The organism is Acinetobacter sp. 24-47-67 (genome assembly GCF_056779735.1).
On sequence record NZ_JBWYIK010000018.1, the window covers coordinates 1 to 18,612 of the forward strand.

24 protein-coding genes are annotated in these 18,612 nt (G+C 39.1%); 15 read left to right on the forward strand and 9 right to left on the reverse strand.

What is annotated here, in order from left to right:
* Positions 1-247: 247 nt before the first annotated feature.
* The 3 genes from AC1M9K_RS14235 to orn form a co-directional block, all read right to left on the reverse strand.
* Positions 248-1,051, reverse strand: coding sequence for an enoyl-ACP reductase FabI (locus tag AC1M9K_RS14235; RefSeq protein WP_092768909.1), 804 nt, complete (start codon positions 1,049-1,051; stop codon positions 248-250).
* Positions 1,052-1,211: 160 nt separating this feature from the next.
* On the reverse strand, positions 1,212-1,946 hold the full coding sequence (locus tag AC1M9K_RS14240) for a Bax inhibitor-1/YccA family protein (protein ID WP_481589617.1): 735 nt from the start codon (positions 1,944-1,946) through the stop codon (positions 1,212-1,214).
* Between the two features lie 180 nt (positions 1,947-2,126).
* Entirely contained in the window at positions 2,127-2,681 is a 555-nt protein-coding gene (orn, locus tag AC1M9K_RS14245) for an oligoribonuclease (protein WP_035270788.1), read from the reverse strand.
* A gap of 124 nt (positions 2,682-2,805) precedes the next feature.
* Between orn and rsgA the strand changes: the two genes are divergently transcribed.
* The 4 genes from rsgA to secB all read left to right on the forward strand — a co-directional run bounded on the left by rsgA (position 2,806) and on the right by secB (position 5,122).
* Entirely contained in the window at positions 2,806-3,864 is a 1,059-nt protein-coding gene (rsgA, locus tag AC1M9K_RS14250) for a ribosome small subunit-dependent GTPase A (RefSeq protein ID WP_481589618.1), read from the forward strand.
* A gap of 92 nt (positions 3,865-3,956) precedes the next feature.
* Positions 3,957-4,370: a rhodanese-like domain-containing protein gene (locus AC1M9K_RS14255; RefSeq protein WP_481589619.1), complete on the forward strand. Its 414-nt coding sequence runs from the start codon at positions 3,957-3,959 to the stop codon at positions 4,368-4,370.
* Positions 4,371-4,382: 12 nt separating this feature from the next.
* Positions 4,383-4,640 (forward strand): glutaredoxin 3, encoded by a 258-nt coding sequence (grxC, locus tag AC1M9K_RS14260; RefSeq protein ID WP_035270794.1) that lies wholly within the window; start codon positions 4,383-4,385, stop codon positions 4,638-4,640.
* A 23-nt stretch (positions 4,641-4,663) separates the two neighbouring features.
* Positions 4,664-5,122 carry a protein-export chaperone SecB gene (secB, locus tag AC1M9K_RS14265; RefSeq protein WP_035270796.1) on the forward strand — a complete coding sequence of 153 codons (459 nt, stop codon included), beginning with the start codon at positions 4,664-4,666 and terminating at the stop codon, positions 5,120-5,122.
* A 63-nt stretch (positions 5,123-5,185) separates the two neighbouring features.
* Here the strand turns inward: secB and coaBC are convergent, their stop codons facing one another.
* Positions 5,186-6,451: a bifunctional phosphopantothenoylcysteine decarboxylase/phosphopantothenate--cysteine ligase CoaBC gene (gene coaBC, locus AC1M9K_RS14270; protein ID WP_035269682.1), complete on the reverse strand. Its 1,266-nt coding sequence runs from the start codon at positions 6,449-6,451 to the stop codon at positions 5,186-5,188.
* A gap of 115 nt (positions 6,452-6,566) precedes the next feature.
* Here coaBC and radC point away from each other — a divergent pair, with 115 nt between their 5' ends.
* Together radC and AC1M9K_RS14280 are read left to right on the forward strand one after the other, a co-directional pair.
* Positions 6,567-7,253, forward strand: a complete 687-nt coding sequence (gene radC / locus AC1M9K_RS14275; protein WP_035269684.1) for a RadC family protein — start codon at positions 6,567-6,569, stop codon at positions 7,251-7,253.
* Between the two features lie 103 nt (positions 7,254-7,356).
* Entirely contained in the window at positions 7,357-8,268 is a 912-nt protein-coding gene (locus AC1M9K_RS14280; protein WP_035269686.1) for a bestrophin family protein, read from the forward strand.
* A 64-nt stretch (positions 8,269-8,332) separates the two neighbouring features.
* Here AC1M9K_RS14280 and AC1M9K_RS14285 read toward each other — a convergent pair whose 3' ends face one another.
* Positions 8,333-9,187 (reverse strand): PHP domain-containing protein, encoded by an 855-nt coding sequence (locus tag AC1M9K_RS14285; RefSeq protein WP_035269688.1) that lies wholly within the window; start codon positions 9,185-9,187, stop codon positions 8,333-8,335.
* A gap of 44 nt (positions 9,188-9,231) precedes the next feature.
* On the opposite strand from AC1M9K_RS14285, the gene AC1M9K_RS14290 reads away from it, so the two are divergent.
* Genes AC1M9K_RS14290 through mnmC form a run of 4 tightly spaced genes read left to right on the forward strand, consistent with a single transcriptional unit; the run spans position 9,232 to position 12,553 of the window.
* Positions 9,232-9,846 (forward strand): inner membrane-spanning protein YciB, encoded by a 615-nt coding sequence (locus AC1M9K_RS14290; RefSeq protein ID WP_092768884.1) that lies wholly within the window; start codon positions 9,232-9,234, stop codon positions 9,844-9,846.
* A 31-nt stretch (positions 9,847-9,877) separates the two neighbouring features.
* Entirely contained in the window at positions 9,878-10,180 is a 303-nt protein-coding gene (locus tag AC1M9K_RS14295; protein ID WP_035269693.1) for a YciI family protein, read from the forward strand.
* A gap of 4 nt (positions 10,181-10,184) precedes the next feature.
* On the forward strand, positions 10,185-10,616 hold the full coding sequence (locus AC1M9K_RS14300; RefSeq protein WP_481589623.1) for an SH3 domain-containing protein: 432 nt from the start codon (positions 10,185-10,187) through the stop codon (positions 10,614-10,616).
* A 32-nt stretch (positions 10,617-10,648) separates the two neighbouring features.
* A complete protein-coding gene (gene mnmC / locus AC1M9K_RS14305; protein WP_481589620.1) occupies positions 10,649-12,553 on the forward strand; it encodes a bifunctional tRNA (5-methylaminomethyl-2-thiouridine)(34)-methyltransferase MnmC2/FAD-dependent 5-carboxymethylaminomethyl-2-thiouridine(34) oxidoreductase MnmC1 in 1,905 nt (634 codons plus the stop codon).
* 48 nt (positions 12,554-12,601) lie between these two features.
* On the opposite strand, the gene AC1M9K_RS14310 is transcribed toward mnmC, so the two are convergent.
* Positions 12,602-12,913, reverse strand: a complete 312-nt coding sequence (locus AC1M9K_RS14310) for a rhodanese-like domain-containing protein (protein WP_180000521.1) — start codon at positions 12,911-12,913, stop codon at positions 12,602-12,604.
* Between the two features lie 91 nt (positions 12,914-13,004).
* On the opposite strand from AC1M9K_RS14310, the gene AC1M9K_RS14315 reads away from it, so the two are divergent.
* The gene (locus AC1M9K_RS14315; RefSeq protein ID WP_035269703.1) at positions 13,005-13,493 is read left to right on the forward strand and encodes a YajQ family cyclic di-GMP-binding protein; all 489 of its coding nucleotides are present in this window, start codon (positions 13,005-13,007) and stop codon (positions 13,491-13,493) included.
* 28 nt (positions 13,494-13,521) lie between these two features.
* Entirely contained in the window at positions 13,522-14,022 is a 501-nt protein-coding gene (locus tag AC1M9K_RS14320; protein WP_035269707.1) for a DUF4442 domain-containing protein, read from the forward strand.
* A 72-nt stretch (positions 14,023-14,094) separates the two neighbouring features.
* On the opposite strand, the gene AC1M9K_RS14325 is transcribed toward AC1M9K_RS14320, so the two are convergent.
* From AC1M9K_RS14325 to AC1M9K_RS14335, 3 genes are all read right to left on the reverse strand, one after another.
* On the reverse strand, positions 14,095-14,463 hold the full coding sequence (locus AC1M9K_RS14325) for an acyl-CoA thioesterase (protein ID WP_218945426.1): 369 nt from the start codon (positions 14,461-14,463) through the stop codon (positions 14,095-14,097).
* Between the two features lie 80 nt (positions 14,464-14,543).
* Positions 14,544-14,969, reverse strand: a complete 426-nt coding sequence (gene trxC, locus AC1M9K_RS14330; RefSeq protein ID WP_481589621.1) for a thioredoxin TrxC — start codon at positions 14,967-14,969, stop codon at positions 14,544-14,546.
* A complete protein-coding gene (locus AC1M9K_RS14335) occupies positions 14,966-15,865 on the reverse strand; it encodes an alpha/beta hydrolase (protein ID WP_092768900.1) in 900 nt (299 codons plus the stop codon). Before AC1M9K_RS14335 ends, trxC begins: the two co-directional genes overlap by 4 nt.
* A gap of 123 nt (positions 15,866-15,988) precedes the next feature.
* Here AC1M9K_RS14335 and AC1M9K_RS14340 point away from each other — a divergent pair, with 123 nt between their 5' ends.
* The 3 genes from AC1M9K_RS14340 to AC1M9K_RS14350 all read left to right on the forward strand — a co-directional run bounded on the left by AC1M9K_RS14340 (position 15,989) and on the right by AC1M9K_RS14350 (position 18,432).
* Entirely contained in the window at positions 15,989-16,324 is a 336-nt protein-coding gene (locus tag AC1M9K_RS14340; protein ID WP_035269714.1) for a protein tyrosine phosphatase family protein, read from the forward strand.
* On the forward strand, positions 16,317-16,742 hold the full coding sequence (locus AC1M9K_RS14345) for a protein tyrosine phosphatase family protein (protein ID WP_180000531.1): 426 nt from the start codon (positions 16,317-16,319) through the stop codon (positions 16,740-16,742). Before AC1M9K_RS14340 ends, AC1M9K_RS14345 begins: the two co-directional genes overlap by 8 nt.
* Before the next feature lie 316 nt (positions 16,743-17,058).
* The gene (locus AC1M9K_RS14350) at positions 17,059-18,432 is read left to right on the forward strand and encodes a dihydrolipoyl dehydrogenase (RefSeq protein WP_481589622.1); all 1,374 of its coding nucleotides are present in this window, start codon (positions 17,059-17,061) and stop codon (positions 18,430-18,432) included.
* Positions 18,433-18,612: the final 180 nt, after the last annotated feature.

The following is an 18,612-nucleotide window of genomic DNA, read 5'->3' on the forward strand; positions in this document are numbered from 1 at the left end:
GTGAATGACTGAATTGGATGTGGAGGGCTCTGTTTTGGGCGGTTAGGCCGAGCTGTTCCAATGCCGAAAAGATGTTGGCAAGCATGGTTATTATCTGTCTTTTATAATTTAATAAGGCTAAAGAATTTCTTAATATTTAATCAAAAAAAATACGATTTACCTAGTCTTGGTTACATAAATGAACTTTAAAAAATGTAAAAAAAATCGGCAATAAATTGCCGATTTTTATTTCTTATTAAGATGAGATTTATTCTGTTAGCATTAAATCTGCACTCATACCCACCGTATTGTAACCAGCATCTACATATAAAATTTCGCCAGTAATACCATTCGCCCATGGTGAACATAAGAATAATGCCGCATTACCTACATCTTCAATCGTAACATTACGCTTTAAAGGTGCAACCTTTTCATTCAGATCAAGCATCTTACGGAAAGACTTGATACCTGAAGCCGCAAGCGTACGAATTGGACCAGCTGAAATCGCATTGACACGAATTCCTTCAGCACCCAAACTTGAAGCCAAGTAACGAACACCAGCCTCTAAAGATGCTTTCGCCAATCCCATAACATTATAGTTTGGCATCACACGCTCTGAACCTTGGTAAGTGAGTGTGAGCAAACAGCCCTGACGAGCAGTTAAAAGTGGTTTTGCCGCACGAGCCATGGCAATAAAGCTATAGGCACTGATGTCATGTGCGATTTTAAAACCTTCACGATCAGTAACTTCAGTAAAATCACCATCTAAAGTATGTGCTGGTGCAAAACCAATTGAATGCACTACGCCATCCAAACCATCCCAATGTTTTGCTAATTCAGCAAATGCTTGTTCGATTTCAGCATCAACAGCAACATCACATGGAAAAACTAGTTTTGAACCAAACTGTTCAGCAAAGTCATCAACACGCTTCTTCATTTTTTCATTAGGATAGGTAAATGCCAATTCTGCACCTTCACGGTGTAGAGCTTCTGCAACACCGAATGCAATCGACAATTTACTCGCAACACCCGCGATTAAAAAACGTTTACCTGCTAATAGTCCTTGTGCCATGTGACTCTCACTCAAATTAATTTTTATGCATGATGCCAAGTCTAGAGCATTTACGAAATTGCATAATGCATCTTTTTTCAAAAAATTGTTAAACCGAATTAGACGCTAAAAAAAGATCAGACATCAGTCTGATCTTTTTACACGCCTTAGCTGAACTACATTAGTCATTACTAGACAGTAGACCAATTAAACGCAAGAAAGAGAAATACATCCAAACTAAAGTGGCTAACAAGGCAATACCACATAACCATTCCATCGCTTTAGGCGCATATTGAGCTGCGGCATTTTCAATCAGGTCGAAATCTAAAATTAGATTTAATGATGCAATAATGGCCACAAAAGCTGCAAATCCTAAACCTAGCCAATTATTATCAAATATATATGGAATGCTCGAACCAAAAGCTAAACTCATAATAAATTGGAGAACAAATACAATCGCAATCGCAATGGTGGCTGACAACACAACCGCTTTAAATTTCTCAGTCGCACGAATAATTTGGAAACGATAAAGCGCGAACACCACCAAAGTCGTGACAAATGTTGCAAGCAAAGCCTTTAAAGGAACACCAGGATATTTCAGTTGAAATATGACTGAAATCCCCCCTAAAAATGCACCTTGAAATAAAGCATATGGAATAGCCAGAGTTCGAGCAGTATTCGGCTTAAAAGTAGTAATGAGTGCCAGAATGAATCCACCAATCGCCCCCACCATCGCACTGGCATAAGCGAGTGAGACATTTAAAGTCATAAAGCTATAAATAAACAGCGCGATACCCACCGCTGCAGAAATCACAGTTAATACAACTGATTTCTGAATCGCGCCTTGAATGGTCATGGGGTGTTGATAATTGGATACAGTCTCTACACGGGTTAAAATCGGATTACTACTTTGCATAACTTAGTCTCTGTTATCATTCTTAAATTTTCACTATTCTGAGATCTATCAGCATAAAAGTCAGTTTATTTTTTGCTATCAACTTTTAAACATTTTAATTAATACTTTGTTCTTTCGATCATTTATAAAATCTATAAAAAAGAGGCCTTAGCCCCTTTTCTAAAATTTCAACAGAACTTTTTAATTATTTGAGATGAAAAAATATTGACGGTAATACTTCAATTCAGCAATTGAGTCACGAATATCATCCATCGCAAGATGAGAAGCATTTTTCTTTAAACCACTCATAATTTCTGGGCGCCAGCGTTTTGCTAACTCTTTAACAGAAGACACATCCAAATTACGGTAATGGAAGAACTGCTCAAGCTCTGGCATTAAACGATGTAAGAAACGGCGATCTTGGCAAATTGAGTTTCCACACATTGGAGATGATTTTGGATTGACCCATTTTTTTAAGAATTCAAGTGTTTGTTGCTCAGCATCTTGCGCAGTTAACTTACTACGGCGTACGCGTTCAATAAGTCCAGATTGCCCGTGCTGACGTGTATTCCATTCATCCATCGCATTTAAAATAATATCTGACTGATGTACAGCTAACACTGGACCTTCAGCAAGAATATTTAAATGATCATCTGTAATAATCGTTGCAATTTCAATAATTTGATCATTGTCTGTATCTAACCCTGTCATTTCAAGGTCGATCCAAATTAAGCGGGTATCTGGGGTGCTGCTCATAAAGTGCAATCTTATTGGGCTAAATTAAAGATGGATAGTAGCAAATTATTCCGATCTTGGCTGTAAATCCATGGCTCATCATGCTATTTTTGCCATCTAAATTTCAAGGTTTTTTAGGTTGTGAATGGCTTTAATTCGTAAGCGTCGTTTAACAGAGCAACAACAACGTCGTATTCAGAAACAACATCAAACACGTCAAGAAGAAATCGACACGTCTCACGACTTAGAAGGCTTAGTCGTCCAACACTATGGTCGACAACTCGAAGTACAAGCCCTCTCCTTGCCTGATCAACATCCAATAAAACCAGATACCAAAGAAGGTGAGCCAGAACCTTTTTGGAAACCTATTGAGCTGAATAGCGTTTGGCGTTGTCATACCCGTACCAATTTAGAATTATTGGTTACAGGTGATCGCGTAAAATGGCAAGCAGATCCAAATACTGGCTTAGGTATTATCACAGCGATTCAACCGCGGCAATCCTTGTTGACTCGCCCAGATCGTTATCACAAAGTAAAACCAGTAGCTGCAAATATCAGCCTGATCGTCATCGTGATTGCACCGTTACCAGAACCTGCACCAACCCTAATTGATCGTTATTTGGTTGCATGTGAAGATGCCAATATTCCAGCTTTATTAGTATTGAACAAATGTGATTTACTGAAAGAAAATGATCCAATTTTGCTGTTAGCAGAAGAATATCGTCAACTTGGTTATGACTTCATCCTGACCCAATCTAATGGTAATTTAGATGAGTTGATTAAACGTATTGACAACCAAACTGTTGCATTTGTAGGTCAATCAGGTGTTGGGAAAAGTACACTTATTAATGCCATCATTCCTGATGCTGATCAAAAAACCAATGTCATTTCAGAAAACTCCGCACTCGGTCAACATACCACGACCTCAACACGTTTAATTCGTTTTGGTGAAAATGGTGCTTTAATCGATTCCCCAGGTATTCGTGAATTTGGCTTATGGCATTTAGATCACGAGAAAATCGATGGTGGCTTTCCTGAAATTTCTGCGCTCTTAGGACATTGTCAGTATCGCAATTGCACCCATACGCACGAAAAGCAATGTGCGCTTAAAGAAGGTGTCAAAAATGGTGATATTTTACAAAGACGTTTAGAAAGTTATTTACGTCTAATTGATGAGATTACTGAGGCGCAACAAAAAAATTAGTTTTCTTTAAGTGCACCCTTGAAGCGGTGATTTTGATCACCATATATATACGTTATACTCAACGCAGTTTTTAATTAGTCATTAGGTGATTTGTGGAACGTTGGTTCGAATTTATGGGGAATCACCCCTTTTTATTTGCAATTTTAGGGGCCCTTATTGTTTTGTTTTTCGTTTTTGAAGGACAACGTAGTGGTCGTAAAATTTCGCCACAATCGCTCGGAATTTTAGTGAAAGCTAAAAATGCGATGCTGATTGATTTGCGCGATGCTAAAGATTTCCGTGAAGGTCATATTAGCGGTAGTCGAAATATTCCATATAGTCAAATTGCTGCAAATGTTGAAGAATTAAAAGCTGCGGACCGTCCATTGGTATTCATTTGTAATTTAGGCCAAGTTGCAGGCACTGCTTTACAACAAGTCGGTCATACAGATAGTTATCGTTTAGACGGTGGCATTAGTAACTGGAAAGCTCAAGGCTTACCTTTAGTAAAAAGCAAAAAAGCTTAAGGAGTTTGTAAAATGACAGCTCAAGTGACTGTATATTCAACAACGATGTGTCCTTATTGCGTACGTGCAAAGCAACTCCTTGAACGTAAAGGCATTGAGTACAAAGAAATTAATTTATCAAAAGAAGCACCTGAGGTTCGTGTTGAGTTAATGCAAAAAACCAACCACCGCACAGTGCCACAAATTTTCATTAAAGATCAATTCATCGGTGGTTTCGACCAACTTTATGCTTTAGAGCGTGAAGGTAAACTAGACGAATTATTGGCATAATCACTAAATCTAAGGAATTAAGAATGAGTGAAGAACAACAAGTTCAACCACAATTAGCATTAGAACGTATTTATACAAAAGACATTTCTTTTGAAGTTCCTGGTGCTGCGGTTTTTACAAAAGAATGGCAACCTGAGTTAAACATCAATCTTTCTTCATCAGCTGAAAAAGTAGATCCAACTCATTTTGAAGTTTCTTTAAAAGTGGTTGTACAAGCTGCGAATGCAGGTGAAACTGCATTTATCGTAGACGTAACACAATCAGGTATTTTCTTGATTGATGGCGTTGAAGATGAACGTCTTCCGTACATTCTTGGTGCTTATTGCCCTAATATTTTGTTCCCATTCCTTCGTGAAGCGGTGAATGATCTTGTAACTAAAGGTAGCTTCCCTCAATTACTTCTTACACCGATTAACTTCGATGCTGAATTTGAGGCAAACATGCAACGTGCTCAAGCAGCCGCTGCTGAAGGTCAAGCTTAATCATCCGATTAACTTCCCCCTTATAAAAAAGACCGCATTTGCGGTCTTTTTTATATCCTACATTTAAACAGGTCGTTTTTCTTGATGTAATGCATCATGGATAGCTTCAACTAATTGCTGTGCAATTTCTTGCTTTGAAGCTTTTTCAAGATCACGTTTTTCCATTTCATATTGTTCAGCAAAAAATACGGTCATCGCATTTTCATCTGAAGCAAAACCAATATCCGCTCTTGAAACATCATTGCATGCAATCATATCTAGTTTTTTAGCCACCAACTTACCTGCGGCATATTCTTCAACATTACGCGTTTCAGCTGCAAAACCGACCATAAATGGACGTTTGTCTTGCAAAGCTATCGTCGCCACGATATCAGGATTTTTAACAAGAGAGACAGCTAACTCATCACCAGCTTTTTTGATTTTATGTTCCGCAACTTCTGCAACACGATAATCCGCTACGGCAGCTGTCGCAATAAATACATCACATCCCGTTTCCAACTGATTCATACTTAAGTCAAGCATCTGTCTCGCTGAAGACACATTTAAACGCTTGACTCCATTCGGTGTATCTAAACTGACAGGACCCGCGATCAGTGTCACCTCAGCACCTGCTGAATAACATGCGGCAGCAATAGCAAACCCCATTTTTCCAGTGCTGTGGTTTGAAATATAACGCACTGGATCAATTGCCTCTCGAGTTGGACCTGCGGTAATCGTCACTTTTTTACCCGCCAGCAAGCCAAATTTTTCTGCAATTGCACGCTGCGCTTTATGGAAATATTCTCGTACCTGTTCAGCTAAATCTTCAGGCTCAGGCATACGTCCTAATCCAACATCGCCACACGCTTGAGAACCCGCCTCAGGCATAATGACATGCACACCATCATCGACCAAAGTACTCAAATTGCGCTGTGTTGCTTTAGCCGCCCACATTTGTTGATTCATGGCTGGTGCGATCCAAACAGGTGCTTTTGTTGCCAAATAGAGTGTACTGAGTAAATCATCCGCTAATCCACAAGCAAATTTAGCAATACTGTCACAACTAGCAGGAGCGACAAGCACCAAATCCGCCCATCGTGCTAATTCGATATGCCCCATTCCAGCTTCAGCTTCTGTATCTAGAAGTTCAGTATGCACTGGATTACCCGACAATGCTTGAAAGGTAAGCGGCGTAATAAAAGCTTGGGCACCTTGAGTCATTACAACTCGGACATTAAATCCGTAATCTTTAAGTCGGCGTACTAAGATGGCACTTTTATAAGCAGCGATACCACCTGTAACAGCAAGAATAATATTTTTATTGGAGAACACACTAAGATCAAAACTCAAGATCACGTCACCTTTTTATTGCAGTGGCGCTCACAATAGCATTAAATATTCTGCCACCCAAGATATACCTTGGTGAATATTCAAAAGTTAAAATAATTTAAAACAGTGAATAATAATGAATAATTCGATCAAACAATGGCCCGAACAAGAACGACCGAGAGAAAGATTACTCCGCCAAGGTGCTCATAGCCTCTCTGATGCAGAACTCCTCGCCATCTTTTTAAGATCAGGATCTCAACAACATTCTGCGGTCGAATTAGCAAGATTGATGTTGCAACATTTTGGAAGCTTAAATGCAGTGTTTGATGCATCGATAGACGAAATTCGCATGTTCCATGGCATGGGAGATACTAAATACTCTCAATTGATGGCTGTCAAAGAGCTTGGACGGCGTTACTTGCAACATCAATTGAACCAACAAATTGATTTAAGTCGCTCTGATTTAATTCAAGATTATCTTCGCTATGAACTTATTGGCGAATCTCAAGAGATTTTCGCGGTACTCTGTTTAGATGCAAGGCTCAGAAAAATTAATTTTAAAAAATTATTCTTTGGTTCTACTAACCACTGTGCAGTTTCAATTAATCAGTTTATTCGACATATCATCCACACTCAGGCGAGTGCTGTGATTATTGCACATAACCATCCTTTAGGAATTCCTCAGCCCTCAATTGACGATATCAATTTGACGAAATCTTTAAGTAGAGCTTGTAATTTAATTGAGGTTAAATTACTCGATCATGTCATCATTTCCACCGAAGGCAGCTACTCTTTTATGGAGCACCAACTGATCCGAGAATAAGTCTATAAATTACAGAATAAAATTGCTCGAAGTTTCCATTTTTTATCATTGACAATACTCGCTGAACTAGTGAAGATCATAGAAAAATGAAAGATTGATTTACATGATTGTTCGTGATCAAACCGATACGCTAAAACTATTATTTTCATGGCGTGGAACCATCTTACCGAAGGTATTACCTCCACTTGGAATCGTTATGCTGATTTCAGCAATCGTGGGGGGAATTGAATATATAAATCTCTATAGATTCCCCGAAATTCCTTTGGTTGGGTTTACACTGATCGGGGTGGTATTGTCGATTTTTTTAGGTTTCAAAAATTCAGCGTGTTATGACCGTTGGTGGGAAGCGCGTAAATTATGGGGAAGCTTAATCGCCAATGCTCGACATTTCGATCGAGACTGCCGGATCTTGCCGCAGGGTCGTCGTGAACGTGTAATTCAGCATATGATTGTTTTTGCTAACGTACTGCGTGACCGTCTTCGTCATCAAACAGTCAGTCCCGATGCTTTGCATCAAACCAGTGGCATGAGCCCACAAGCTTTAACTCAACTTTACCAGCAAGCCAATGCACCACAATACACATTAAGTTTGATTCAATGGGAGTTGATGCAGTCACTGAAAGAAGGCGAAATTTCAGACATTATTTATACACAAATGAACCAACATGTAACTGAGTTAAGTTTGGTTCAAACAGGCTGTGATCGTATTGCTACGACTCCTTTACCTTATGCTTATTCAGTACTCTTAAACCGCACTGTTTATTTTTTCTGTTTTATGCTTCCATTTAGTTTAGGCTCGGTGCTCGGTTTGGCAACGCCACTTTTAGTCGGTATTTTAGCATATACGTTTTTGGGGCTTGATGCGCTCAGCTCTGAAATAGAAGAGCCTTTTGGTACGCAAAGTAATGATCTTCCACTCGATGCCATGGTTCGTACAATCGAGATTGAACTACTCGGGACTTTAGGAAAACCAACTCCTCCACCGATCCAAGCCCAAGATCACAACTTACTTTGATTCATGACAGCTTAATGTCTTATCAACGTCTAAAATTCTCTTATCCGTTGTTATAAGAGAATTTCTATACAATAAAACTTTCCCATATGCCAACCTGCCCCTCTTTCACTTGAGGGATATTCCCCAATTTTATCCATGGCATATTATCTCCATGAAAATCACTTCCAACTGATACTTTAAGCCCAAATTCGGCAATCATTCGGTCTACCATTTGTCGCGTCGAGGTAGGCTCAATCGCAGGTGGCAACTCAACTGCGTCGCCTCCGTAACGTGCAAATATTTCAATTAAATAACGAATGTTCGTCGCAGATAAATCATAACGGGTAGGATGTGCCAAAACAGCAAACCCTTGAGCCTCATGAATTACACGTATCGTTTCCTCCAGACCAAGTCCTTCAAACTGAACATAAGCTTTTTTACCTTCTTTGATATATTTGTCAAAAGCTTGTTGCGGACGTGAAACATGACCCTTCTCGACCAGCGTCTTCGCAATATGGGTTCGTGTCACACGATCAGGTATACCCTCGACCTTCGCAACCACATCCGCGTAAATATCCTCTCCAATAAGAGGCTTCAACAATTCACAGATCAGTTGAGCTCGCTCAGCTCGAATTATCTTTTGTTGTTCTAGTAGCTTATGCAAAGGATCAGGTGATTGCATATTCAGTGCGACCACATGCACACCATAACTTTTTTTGGTCGAAGGTCTAGACCACTGACTTGAAATTTCCACACCTGAAATAATTTGAATTGGTTGATTTTTTGCAACTTTTTCAGCCAAAACCAAACCATCCATGCTATCGTGGTCAGTCAGTGCAAGGGTATGTATCCCTTTTTCGAGCGCAGCTTGAACCAGTAACTCTGGCGACAAAGTTCCATCAGAAATATTACTATGTGTGTGTAAATCTACGCCTTGCATCTTTTATACTAACCCATCCACCTGAACTGCATAGATACTTTAACATGAAAGCACTTTTAGACTTTGTGCCACTCATAATTTTCTTTTGGCTTTACAAAACTGTCGATCCCAAAGATAACAATCACCCTTTACTGCAATGGATCGGCTCTGCAGGTGGCGTAGACAATAACCATATTCTCGTTGCTACAACGGGCTTAATCATTTCTATGCTCGTGGTCTACGGCGCATTATTTGTCCGCCAAAAATTTCATCTTGATAAACAACAATGGATTGTTTTATTTATGACGGTGATTTTTGGTGGTATTACTCTCATGTTGAGCGATGATTTTTATATTCGTCTCAAAGCAGCGATCTTGAATTTTGTATTTGCTGGTGCTTTCATAATTTCACCTTATTTTGGTAAAGACCGCAAACCTCTCATTCAACGCTTATTTGGTCCTATTTTAAATTTAACACCGCAGGGATGGAAAAATTTAAACTATGCTTGGGCCGCGATGTTTGTTGGTATGGCATCATTGCATATTTTCTTTGCTTTCGTGTTCATGGATGGAAAATATTGGGGTGAATTTACTGCTTTTGGTGACATGATTGTGATGTTTTCATTTATCATTATTCAATTCATCATTTTACGAAAACACTTTAAATCTGCAGAAGAATAATCGTGTTGAAAGAAGATATAGAGATTTCGCCATGCCCTTATTTGTAGTGACGTGTACCGACCAAGAAGGTACTGTTGAAAAACGCTTAGCAACACGCCCACAACACCTTGCACGCCTTGAAAAACTGGCTGAGGAAGGTCGCGTAATCGTCGCTGGCGCGATGCCAAAAGATCGTAATAATCCACAAGCTGGATTTTATGGCAGCACCCTTATTTTAGATTTTGAAAGCCGTGAAGCGTTAGATGAATGGTTAGCAGATGAGCCTTTTTTAAAAGAAGGCATTTATGCCAGCATTGACGTAAAACCTTTTAATAAAGCATTACCACATGAATAAGATGATGAATTTGACACGCTCTGCTCTTTTCATCAGTTCTGCATTGGTATCTTCAGCTTGGGCTGAACCCGCAGCAACTACTGTTGCACCAGCGAATCCAACTGCACAGTCTCAGCCTGCAACAGCTACGCCTGCAAAGCCACTTACAGCTGAACAAATTGCACGAAATAAAGCGCTTCAAGAAGCAAAAGTAAAGGCTTTAGTCAAAGACCAAGCAACACGTCTCCAACAGCTTGAAAAAGCAAACCTAGAAGCTTTAGCACAGAATCAAGAATTACAACTAAAAAATGATAATTTAGGTGTACAAATTCAGGTGCTTCAAAGTGAACGTAGTGCTCAAATGTTTTTGTACGGTGCAGCAACAATGGCTGTCGGTATTTTTGTCGGCTTTATTATTGCCAGTTACATCTATACAAAACGACGTCGTCAGTGGTAAACCACTGACACGCTTTTCAAAGGTTTCAAATTTTGACTCAGGCCATTCAAACTGCTGATCTCGATTGGCAACTCGTTGATGGAATCGATATTCCAGTTTCTAAAATTTTCGGTGATGTTTATTTTTCAAAAGCCAATGGCCTTCTTGAAACGCGTCATGTCTTTATCAATGGTAATGATCTACATGAACGCCTATCGGACTTAAAACCATTTGAACATTTCACAGTCGGAGAAACTGGCTTCGGCACGGGTTTAAATATCCTCACCCTTTGGCAACTTTGGCAATCAATTCGTCCAAATAATCATAGTCAACTGCATGTCATTACGGTGGAAAAATTTCCATTGAGCAAGGCTGATCTGATCCGAGCTTTAAATGCTTGGCCTGAACTGAAACATTTATCAGATCAACTCATTGCCCAATATCCACTGCCGATTGCAGGATGCCACCGCCTTCATTTTCCAGATGAGCGTTTTAGTATTGATATTTGGTTAGGTGATGCACATGATGTTTTTCCAGTCATTGCCAAAACTAGCACTGTCAATGCATGGTTTTTAGATGGATTTGCTCCTGCCTGTAATCCAGATATGTGGGAAGATCAAGTTCTGAAGCAAATTATTCGACTATCAGATATTGGAACTACTTTTGCCTCTTTCAGTGTTGCTGGCATCCTCAAAAGAGGATTAAAAAAACACGGCGTGAAAATTACACGCCCAAAAGGGTTCGGACACAAACGTGAAATGCTAAAGGGAGTTTTACTGCCTTTAGACGAAGAGGCTGAAAAAAGTGAGCTCTCTCCCGAAGATTACCAATACAAACCACACTCAAGTTCTCAACGCCGTATAGGCATTGTAGGCGCTGGAATTGCGGGTTTAAGTTGTGCCTATGCCTTTGCATTAAGAGGTCACCGCGTCAGCCTATTTGACCGCCATGAGCCATTAAGTGGCGCGTCAGGAAATCCTCTGGCTTTATTGAATCCCAAGCTCTGTCCAATTGAACAAAGTGCCGATCACTTAATGACATTAGCATGGCAACATGCAATGAACCATTATTCAAAATTTGAAGCCTTTGACGCCGCGCAAGTCCATCAAATCCCTCTTAAACACGCTGATGAACTTCTCGATCTTGCAAATCAATATCCAGAAAACATACTCGAAGCAAATTGTGCTGCTGAAAACAGCCTGTTCAACCAAGCATTCCTCACCTTGAAACAGGCTGGAACAATCAGACCACATGATTTGGCTAAAGAAATATTATCGAATGAACTGATCGAATTTCAGCAAGCGACAATCAAATCGTGGGATCTACTTGCCAATCATCAAGTCGGTATAACAGATCATGTTGGACAACAATATCAATTTGACCATGTGATTATTTGTTGTGCCCGTGAAAGTATGAATCTTTTTGATGATTTCCCGATTTTAAAACCAATACGTGGTCAAGTTAGCTGGTTTAACCATGTTTCATCCACACAGTTCAAGAAACATGAAGCATATAGCTATGGTGGCTACTGTATGCCTTTAAATGATCAACAAATCATTTTAGGTGCTTCTTTTTACCCTAATCGAGATGATCAAGATGTTCTTGATGAAGATCATGAACATAACTACAGGTTACTTGCAGATTTCGCACCAGATATTGCTGCACAATTTCCTGACCATCATTCTTGGCATGGTAGAGCTTCTGTTCGTGCACAAAGTCAGGATTATTTTCCGCTTTTAGGTCAGGTTGAATCTGATACTGAAATTTATACACTCTCAGGTTTGGGCTCTAAAGGCTTTTTATTTGCTCCTTTGTGTGCTGAAATTCTAGTGGCTCAAATCTTAAAAACAGCATGCCCTGTATCTGAAACTTTACTCAATAAACTCAATGTTCATCGATTTAGAAAGAAAGTAAGAATAAAGAAGCCATATTTTCAGACTAAAACTCAATCATCATGATTTATTGAAACTAAAAAAGCGCCATAAGGCGCTTTTTTTCAACCATGATTAACCTTGCTCTAAAGGTAATCCTGCCTCACGAGCAGCACGAGTACCACCCATTAAGACCACATATTCACGTGAACTATCAAAGCCCTCTAATAGTTCTGCAGCACGTGGTGCTTTACTTCCGCCGCCACATAAAATGTAAATCGGTTGATCCGCTGCAACTTGAGTCAGGCTATCTGCTGAAAGTGTGGAAATCGGTTGGTTCACCGCTCCTTTCACATGTGCTTCAGCATAAGCACTTGTATCACGTACATCCCAGATAATCGCGTCAGCTGGGAACTCAAATGTTGTAATTTCTTGTTTACGGATCATTGCGCACTCCTTTGATGTAAACAACACTTGGCAAATGAAGAAAACATCCCTAGCATCTCAGATATTCTTTCTATTTGTAAAGGTCTAAACTATGCCATCTTTCGATATTGTTTCAGAATTAGAGATTTTTGAAGTAAATCATGCAGTTCAAAACACACAAAAGGAAATCGGAACGCGTTTCGACTTCCGTGGTCAAGACGTTTCGATCGAATTAAACGAAAAAAATAAAGAAATTAAGATCTCGACTGAAAGTGACTTCCAATGTGAGCAAGTTTACAACATGCTGGAAAATCATTTTTATAAACGCAAGGTCGACGTTCAAGCACTAGATCCGCAAAAAATGACAGCATCTGGCAAAAATGTCATTCAAGTGATTAAACTTAAAGACGGTCTTGACTCTGATACAGCAAAAAAAATTAATAAAGCCATTAAAGAAAGTGGTATCAAAGTGCAATCTTCTATTCAGGGCGATAAAATCCGAGTCACTGACAAGAAGCGCGATACTTTACAACAAGTTATGGCGTTCTTAAAAGAACAACAATTCGGTATCCCACTTCAATTTAACAATTTCAAAGACTAATCTCTTTGCTCCATCATAGGAACTGATCATGGCAAAAGGCAATCGTTTATCTAAGTTAGTAAAAGCGACATCTAAGTTTCCACAAGGTATCCGTAGTACTTTATGGAGCAAAGCTTTCGGCCGTGTCGTTCCAATGGTGGGAACCGCTAAATTACGTTATCTTGAAGTTAGTCATGCTAAAGTTGTCGTTAAAATCGAAAACCATAAAGCAATGCAAAATCATATTGGTCAAGTGCATGCATGCGCAATGGCGCTGATCGCTGAAACAGCTACAGGCTTTGTTACGGGCATGAATGTACCCGATACCTCAATCGTATTAATAAAAAGCTTAAAAGTAGATTTCAAACGCCCATCTAAAGGTGCGATGACTGCAGTCGCTACATTGACTGATGATCAACAAAAACAGATGCAAGAGTCTGAAAAAGGTGAAACCCTTGTCAAGGTGATCGTGACAGATGAATCTGGCGAAGAGCCAATTCAATGTGAAATGCTCTGGGCTTGGATTGCAAAATCTCAACTTAAGCAATAAAGCTCATGATCATATTGATCCTAAAAAAGTTTCCCTAATAAAAAATCCCAACGATGTTGGGATTTTTTGTGATTAGATGCTTAGAGATTCTTGAAACTTTTGTTTAACATCATCTGGAATCTGGCGTTTTGCCCCTTTCACATCCACCGCAACAAAAGTGAAAACACCTTCTGTCACTCTTTTCGCTGGACGTGAAGAGTCGTGACTATCCCATACTTCAATTTGCATTTGAATTGAGGTATTTCCGAGCTTTAAAATTTTAGTATAACAACTAATGACATCACCCACCTTAACAGGCACAAGGAATGTCATTTGATTAATTGCAATGGTTGCACAGCGACCTTTTGTATAACGCTCTGCATGAATAGCTCCAGCCAAATCCATTTGTGAAACAATCCAACCACCAAAAACATCCCCACTCCAGTTGGTATCTGCAGGCATAGCAATGGTTTGAAGGGATAATGTACCTTCTGGCTTAAGTTGAGAATCTGACACAGTCACTCCAAATATTGGCCTATTGGTTAAGCATTTAATTGCTGATTTAACCAATCTCGTAATTGATTTGCACGTAATGCACCACTTATTCTAGCAATTTCATTCGTTTTATTCATCAATACCAACGTTGGAATACTACGAACATTAAAGGCAGCACTTAAGCGCGGATTCGCTTCAGTATCTATCTTCGCAAAAACCACATGCGGATTTGATTTGGCTACTTCAGCAAAATGCGGTGCCATCATTTTACAAGGCCCGCACCATTCTGCCCAAAGATCAATCAATACTGGTAAATCACTGTTGGTAATAAAGTTACTAAAGTTTTGCTCATTCAGCTCAATAGGGGCAAGCGGAATCAAATGCTCATGACATTGACCACAATTCGGCTGAGATTGGATTTTATCTTCAGGTACACGATTTTTTGCGCCACAAGATGGACAAACAACAATCATGAGTTTACTCCTCTATTTTGATCTAAGAATTCTAATTGAAGCTTGATTGCGCTTTCCATCCAATTTGCTTGATAAATATCAAAATGTGTCATATTCCACTCATGGTATTCCACATAAGGTGCCATATTGGTTGCAGTTTCACGACTAATCTCTATGGGAATAACTGCATCTTTCTTGGCAGCTATAAATAACACAGGAATTTTAATACTTCTTGCCGTAGTAATCGGTCGAAATCGTATGACGTCTAACATAGCTCTTGCAGGCACCTCACCGCTCCAATAATAGTTTGAATCAACGATCGACATATACCCTTGATAACTATCCTGACTCGGGTAAAAACTTAATGCATAAGGATGAACGACAGGCATTGTTTTTCCAACACGTCCTACTTTGGCTGCCATTAAATCCTGACTCGATAACTTTAAAGCCTGCGCCATATGTTGAATTGGATAAATTTTACTGCTGGCATTTCCGTCCACAAAGGGTACTTGCGCTATTGCAGCCCGAATCCCATTTAACTCAGATGCAAGTTTTAGAACATATCCGCCACTCAGACCCGTTCCCCATAAGAAAAGGTGGTGTCCATCAACCAAAGGGAATAATTTGATATGCGCAATCACAGCATACCAATCTTCTAGCTGCTGACGGATAGAGACCATTTCTCGTGGTTTACCCGTACTTCCTCCCCAACAACGATAGTCAAAGAGTACAACTGCAAAACCTGATTGAGCAAAACGTTGCGCATATTGGATTAATTTGAATTGACGTAATCCTGCAAAACCATGCGCCATAATAAGCACAGGAGGTCTTTTAACTTTGACAGGCAAATAAAGGTCAGCAGCGATCAACTCATTTGCTTTTTGTACGTACAACGGCTCTACGGTGTAATCGTACATAGGTGCTCCATGCATATATTCATACGATTTTTATTTTAAATTTTTTGTGTCGATCAAAGCTCATATCTGAGCGAGATGCTATGATAGTAGCATAGTCTTTTAATTTATTTTGGGAGTGACGCAATGAGTGAAAATGTAGGTTTTGCTGGTCAAATTGGGCCAGAACATTTAGTTCAAGTTGTTGAAAAAGGATTTAAATCTGTGATTAATAATCGCCCCGATATGGAAGGCGGACCAGAACAGCCAACAAGTGCCCAAATTGAAGAAGCTGCACGCGCTCAAGGCTTAGATTATGTATATCAACCTGTAGTTGCAGGTCAAATTACTGAGCTTGACGTTCGTACTTTTGCAAATCATTTCAATGAGCTACCAAAACCAGTATTAATGTTCTGTCGTACGGGAAATCGCTCTAACAATCTTTACCAATTAGCAAAACAAATGGATTTGCTTGATGACTAAGATGTGGTTTAGATTCATCCTTTCCACCTTCATTTTTAGTATCGTAACGCTAAGTCATTCAGCATCAGAACCGCTCAGTAAAGCACTTAATCCATCTGTGAGTGTATCGGGTCATATGACTGCTACAAAATTCAATGCCTTAATGCAGCAGGGATTTAAGTCTGTGATCGTTAACCGTCCTGATCAAGAATCAGGTAACGAAACAACTGCAAGTGAATTAAGAGCTTTAGCCGAAAAGTCTAAAATCAGTTTGATTTACCAACCTGTTATTTCAGGTCAAATAACAGATGCAGATGTTCATGAGTTTGCGAAGTATTACAATAGTCTACCTAAACCTATACTTTTAGTATGTAAGTCAGGTAGTCGTTCTACGTTACTATTTAATAAAGCAAATTCATTAGGACTCATTCATGAATAAAATTTGTATTGCATTATGTTGTTCGTTTCTTTTACTCGGTTGCACATCGATGAATGTAAAACCAACTGTTGGTGTGCATGCAGGTACATCATTATAAGATAAATGTATCTTATTCATTTTAAAGGCGCACAAGCGCCTTTTTCTCTCATCTTATTTCAATAACAACCATGAAAATACTTAGTTTTAAATAATACAAATTTTCAGAATATGGATATCACCAAAAGTTAAAGGTTTAAGTGTAATAAATTGAAAAAAAACCTTATTCATCGAAGTTTTTTTTATATAGTGAATTCAAATCATTCTTACTCAATACAATATGTACGATATCATTATTATTGGAGCTGGTACTGCTGGTATTTCAGCTTATAAAGAAGCCATTAAAACTACACAAAATATACTTATTGTGAACGACGGTCCGTGGGATACCACTTGTGCTCGAGTAGGTTGTATGCCGAGTAAAGTTCTAATTTCATCAGCTAATCTTGCCTATAATGCGAGAACTTCAGAACAACTTGGGCTAAAAATTTCTTCTCAAATTGACACTAAAGATGTTATGCAACATGTACAGCAATTACGTGATCGATTTACAAATGCAACACTGAAGGACGTTAATTCATGGCCTACAGCGCACAAAATTTCAGGTCGCGCAACATTTGTAAATGCAAACACAATCAATGTTAATAATAAGAAATACCAAGCTAAATCGTTCATTATCGCTGTTGGTTCAAGACCAACAGTAAATCAAGATTGGCAACAAAAACTTGGTCATTTATATTTAACTTCTGATCAAGTCTTTGAAATACCTACTTTACCAAAAAGTTTAGCTGTAATTGGAAGCGGTGTCATTGCAATCGAACTTGCACAAGCCATGCAGCGTCTAGGTGTGGAAACTACAGTTTTTGCTCGCAGTAAAAAAATTGGTTCATTGACTAGCCTAGACTTACAAACGCTTGCTCAAGAAATATTCTCAAAAGAATTAAATATCAAATATGAGATTTTACCCGAGCAGGTTGAGAAATTAGGCGAAGATAAGGTTCAAATTAACTTTATCGAAAATGGTAGCAATCAATCTATAGAAGTTGATTACCTATTATCTGCGACTGGTCGTACTACGAATTTAGATACGTTAAATATTCAGCATATAAATGATGAATTCATTGATCTAAAGAAATTACCTGTTGATCCAACCACTAAACAGCTTGGTGACTACCCCATTTACATTGTAGGTGATGCATTTACTGCAACGCCTATCCAGCATGAAGCGTCTTATGAAGGTAAATTGGCGGTTCATAATTGCCTCAATCAACATCAATCGAGTCAGAAAAAAAGTCTTACCCCATTGGGTATTATGTTTAGCTCACCAGAAATGGCAGGGATCGGCTCCAATTATCACACACTGCGTAAAGCCAATCATGAGTTTGTTACAGGTATCGTATCCTACGAAAAGCAAGGACGAGCGATTGTCAATGGACAAAATATTGGGGCTGTAGAGGTTTACGTCGATCGATACTCACGTAAACTTCTCGGAGCAGAATTTCTTTGTTATTCAGCAGAACATTTAGCACATTTGCTCGCTTGGGCTATCTCCAGTGATCTTACTGTTGATGAAATTCTAGATCACCCTTTCTACCATCCAACGCTAGAGGAAGGCCTAAGAACTGCGTTAAAACACGCTCGACGACAACTTTAATCTATTATTTGATACAAGGTCCTCTCATGAGGGCTTTTATTTTTATATCTTTAATTCATTCTTTACTGCATAAAAAAACACCCCCTTCTATTGAAGGGGGTGTTTAGAATAATGAGCTGGCGATGACTTACTCTCACATGGGTAACCCCACACTACCATCAGCGCTAAGAGGTTTCACTT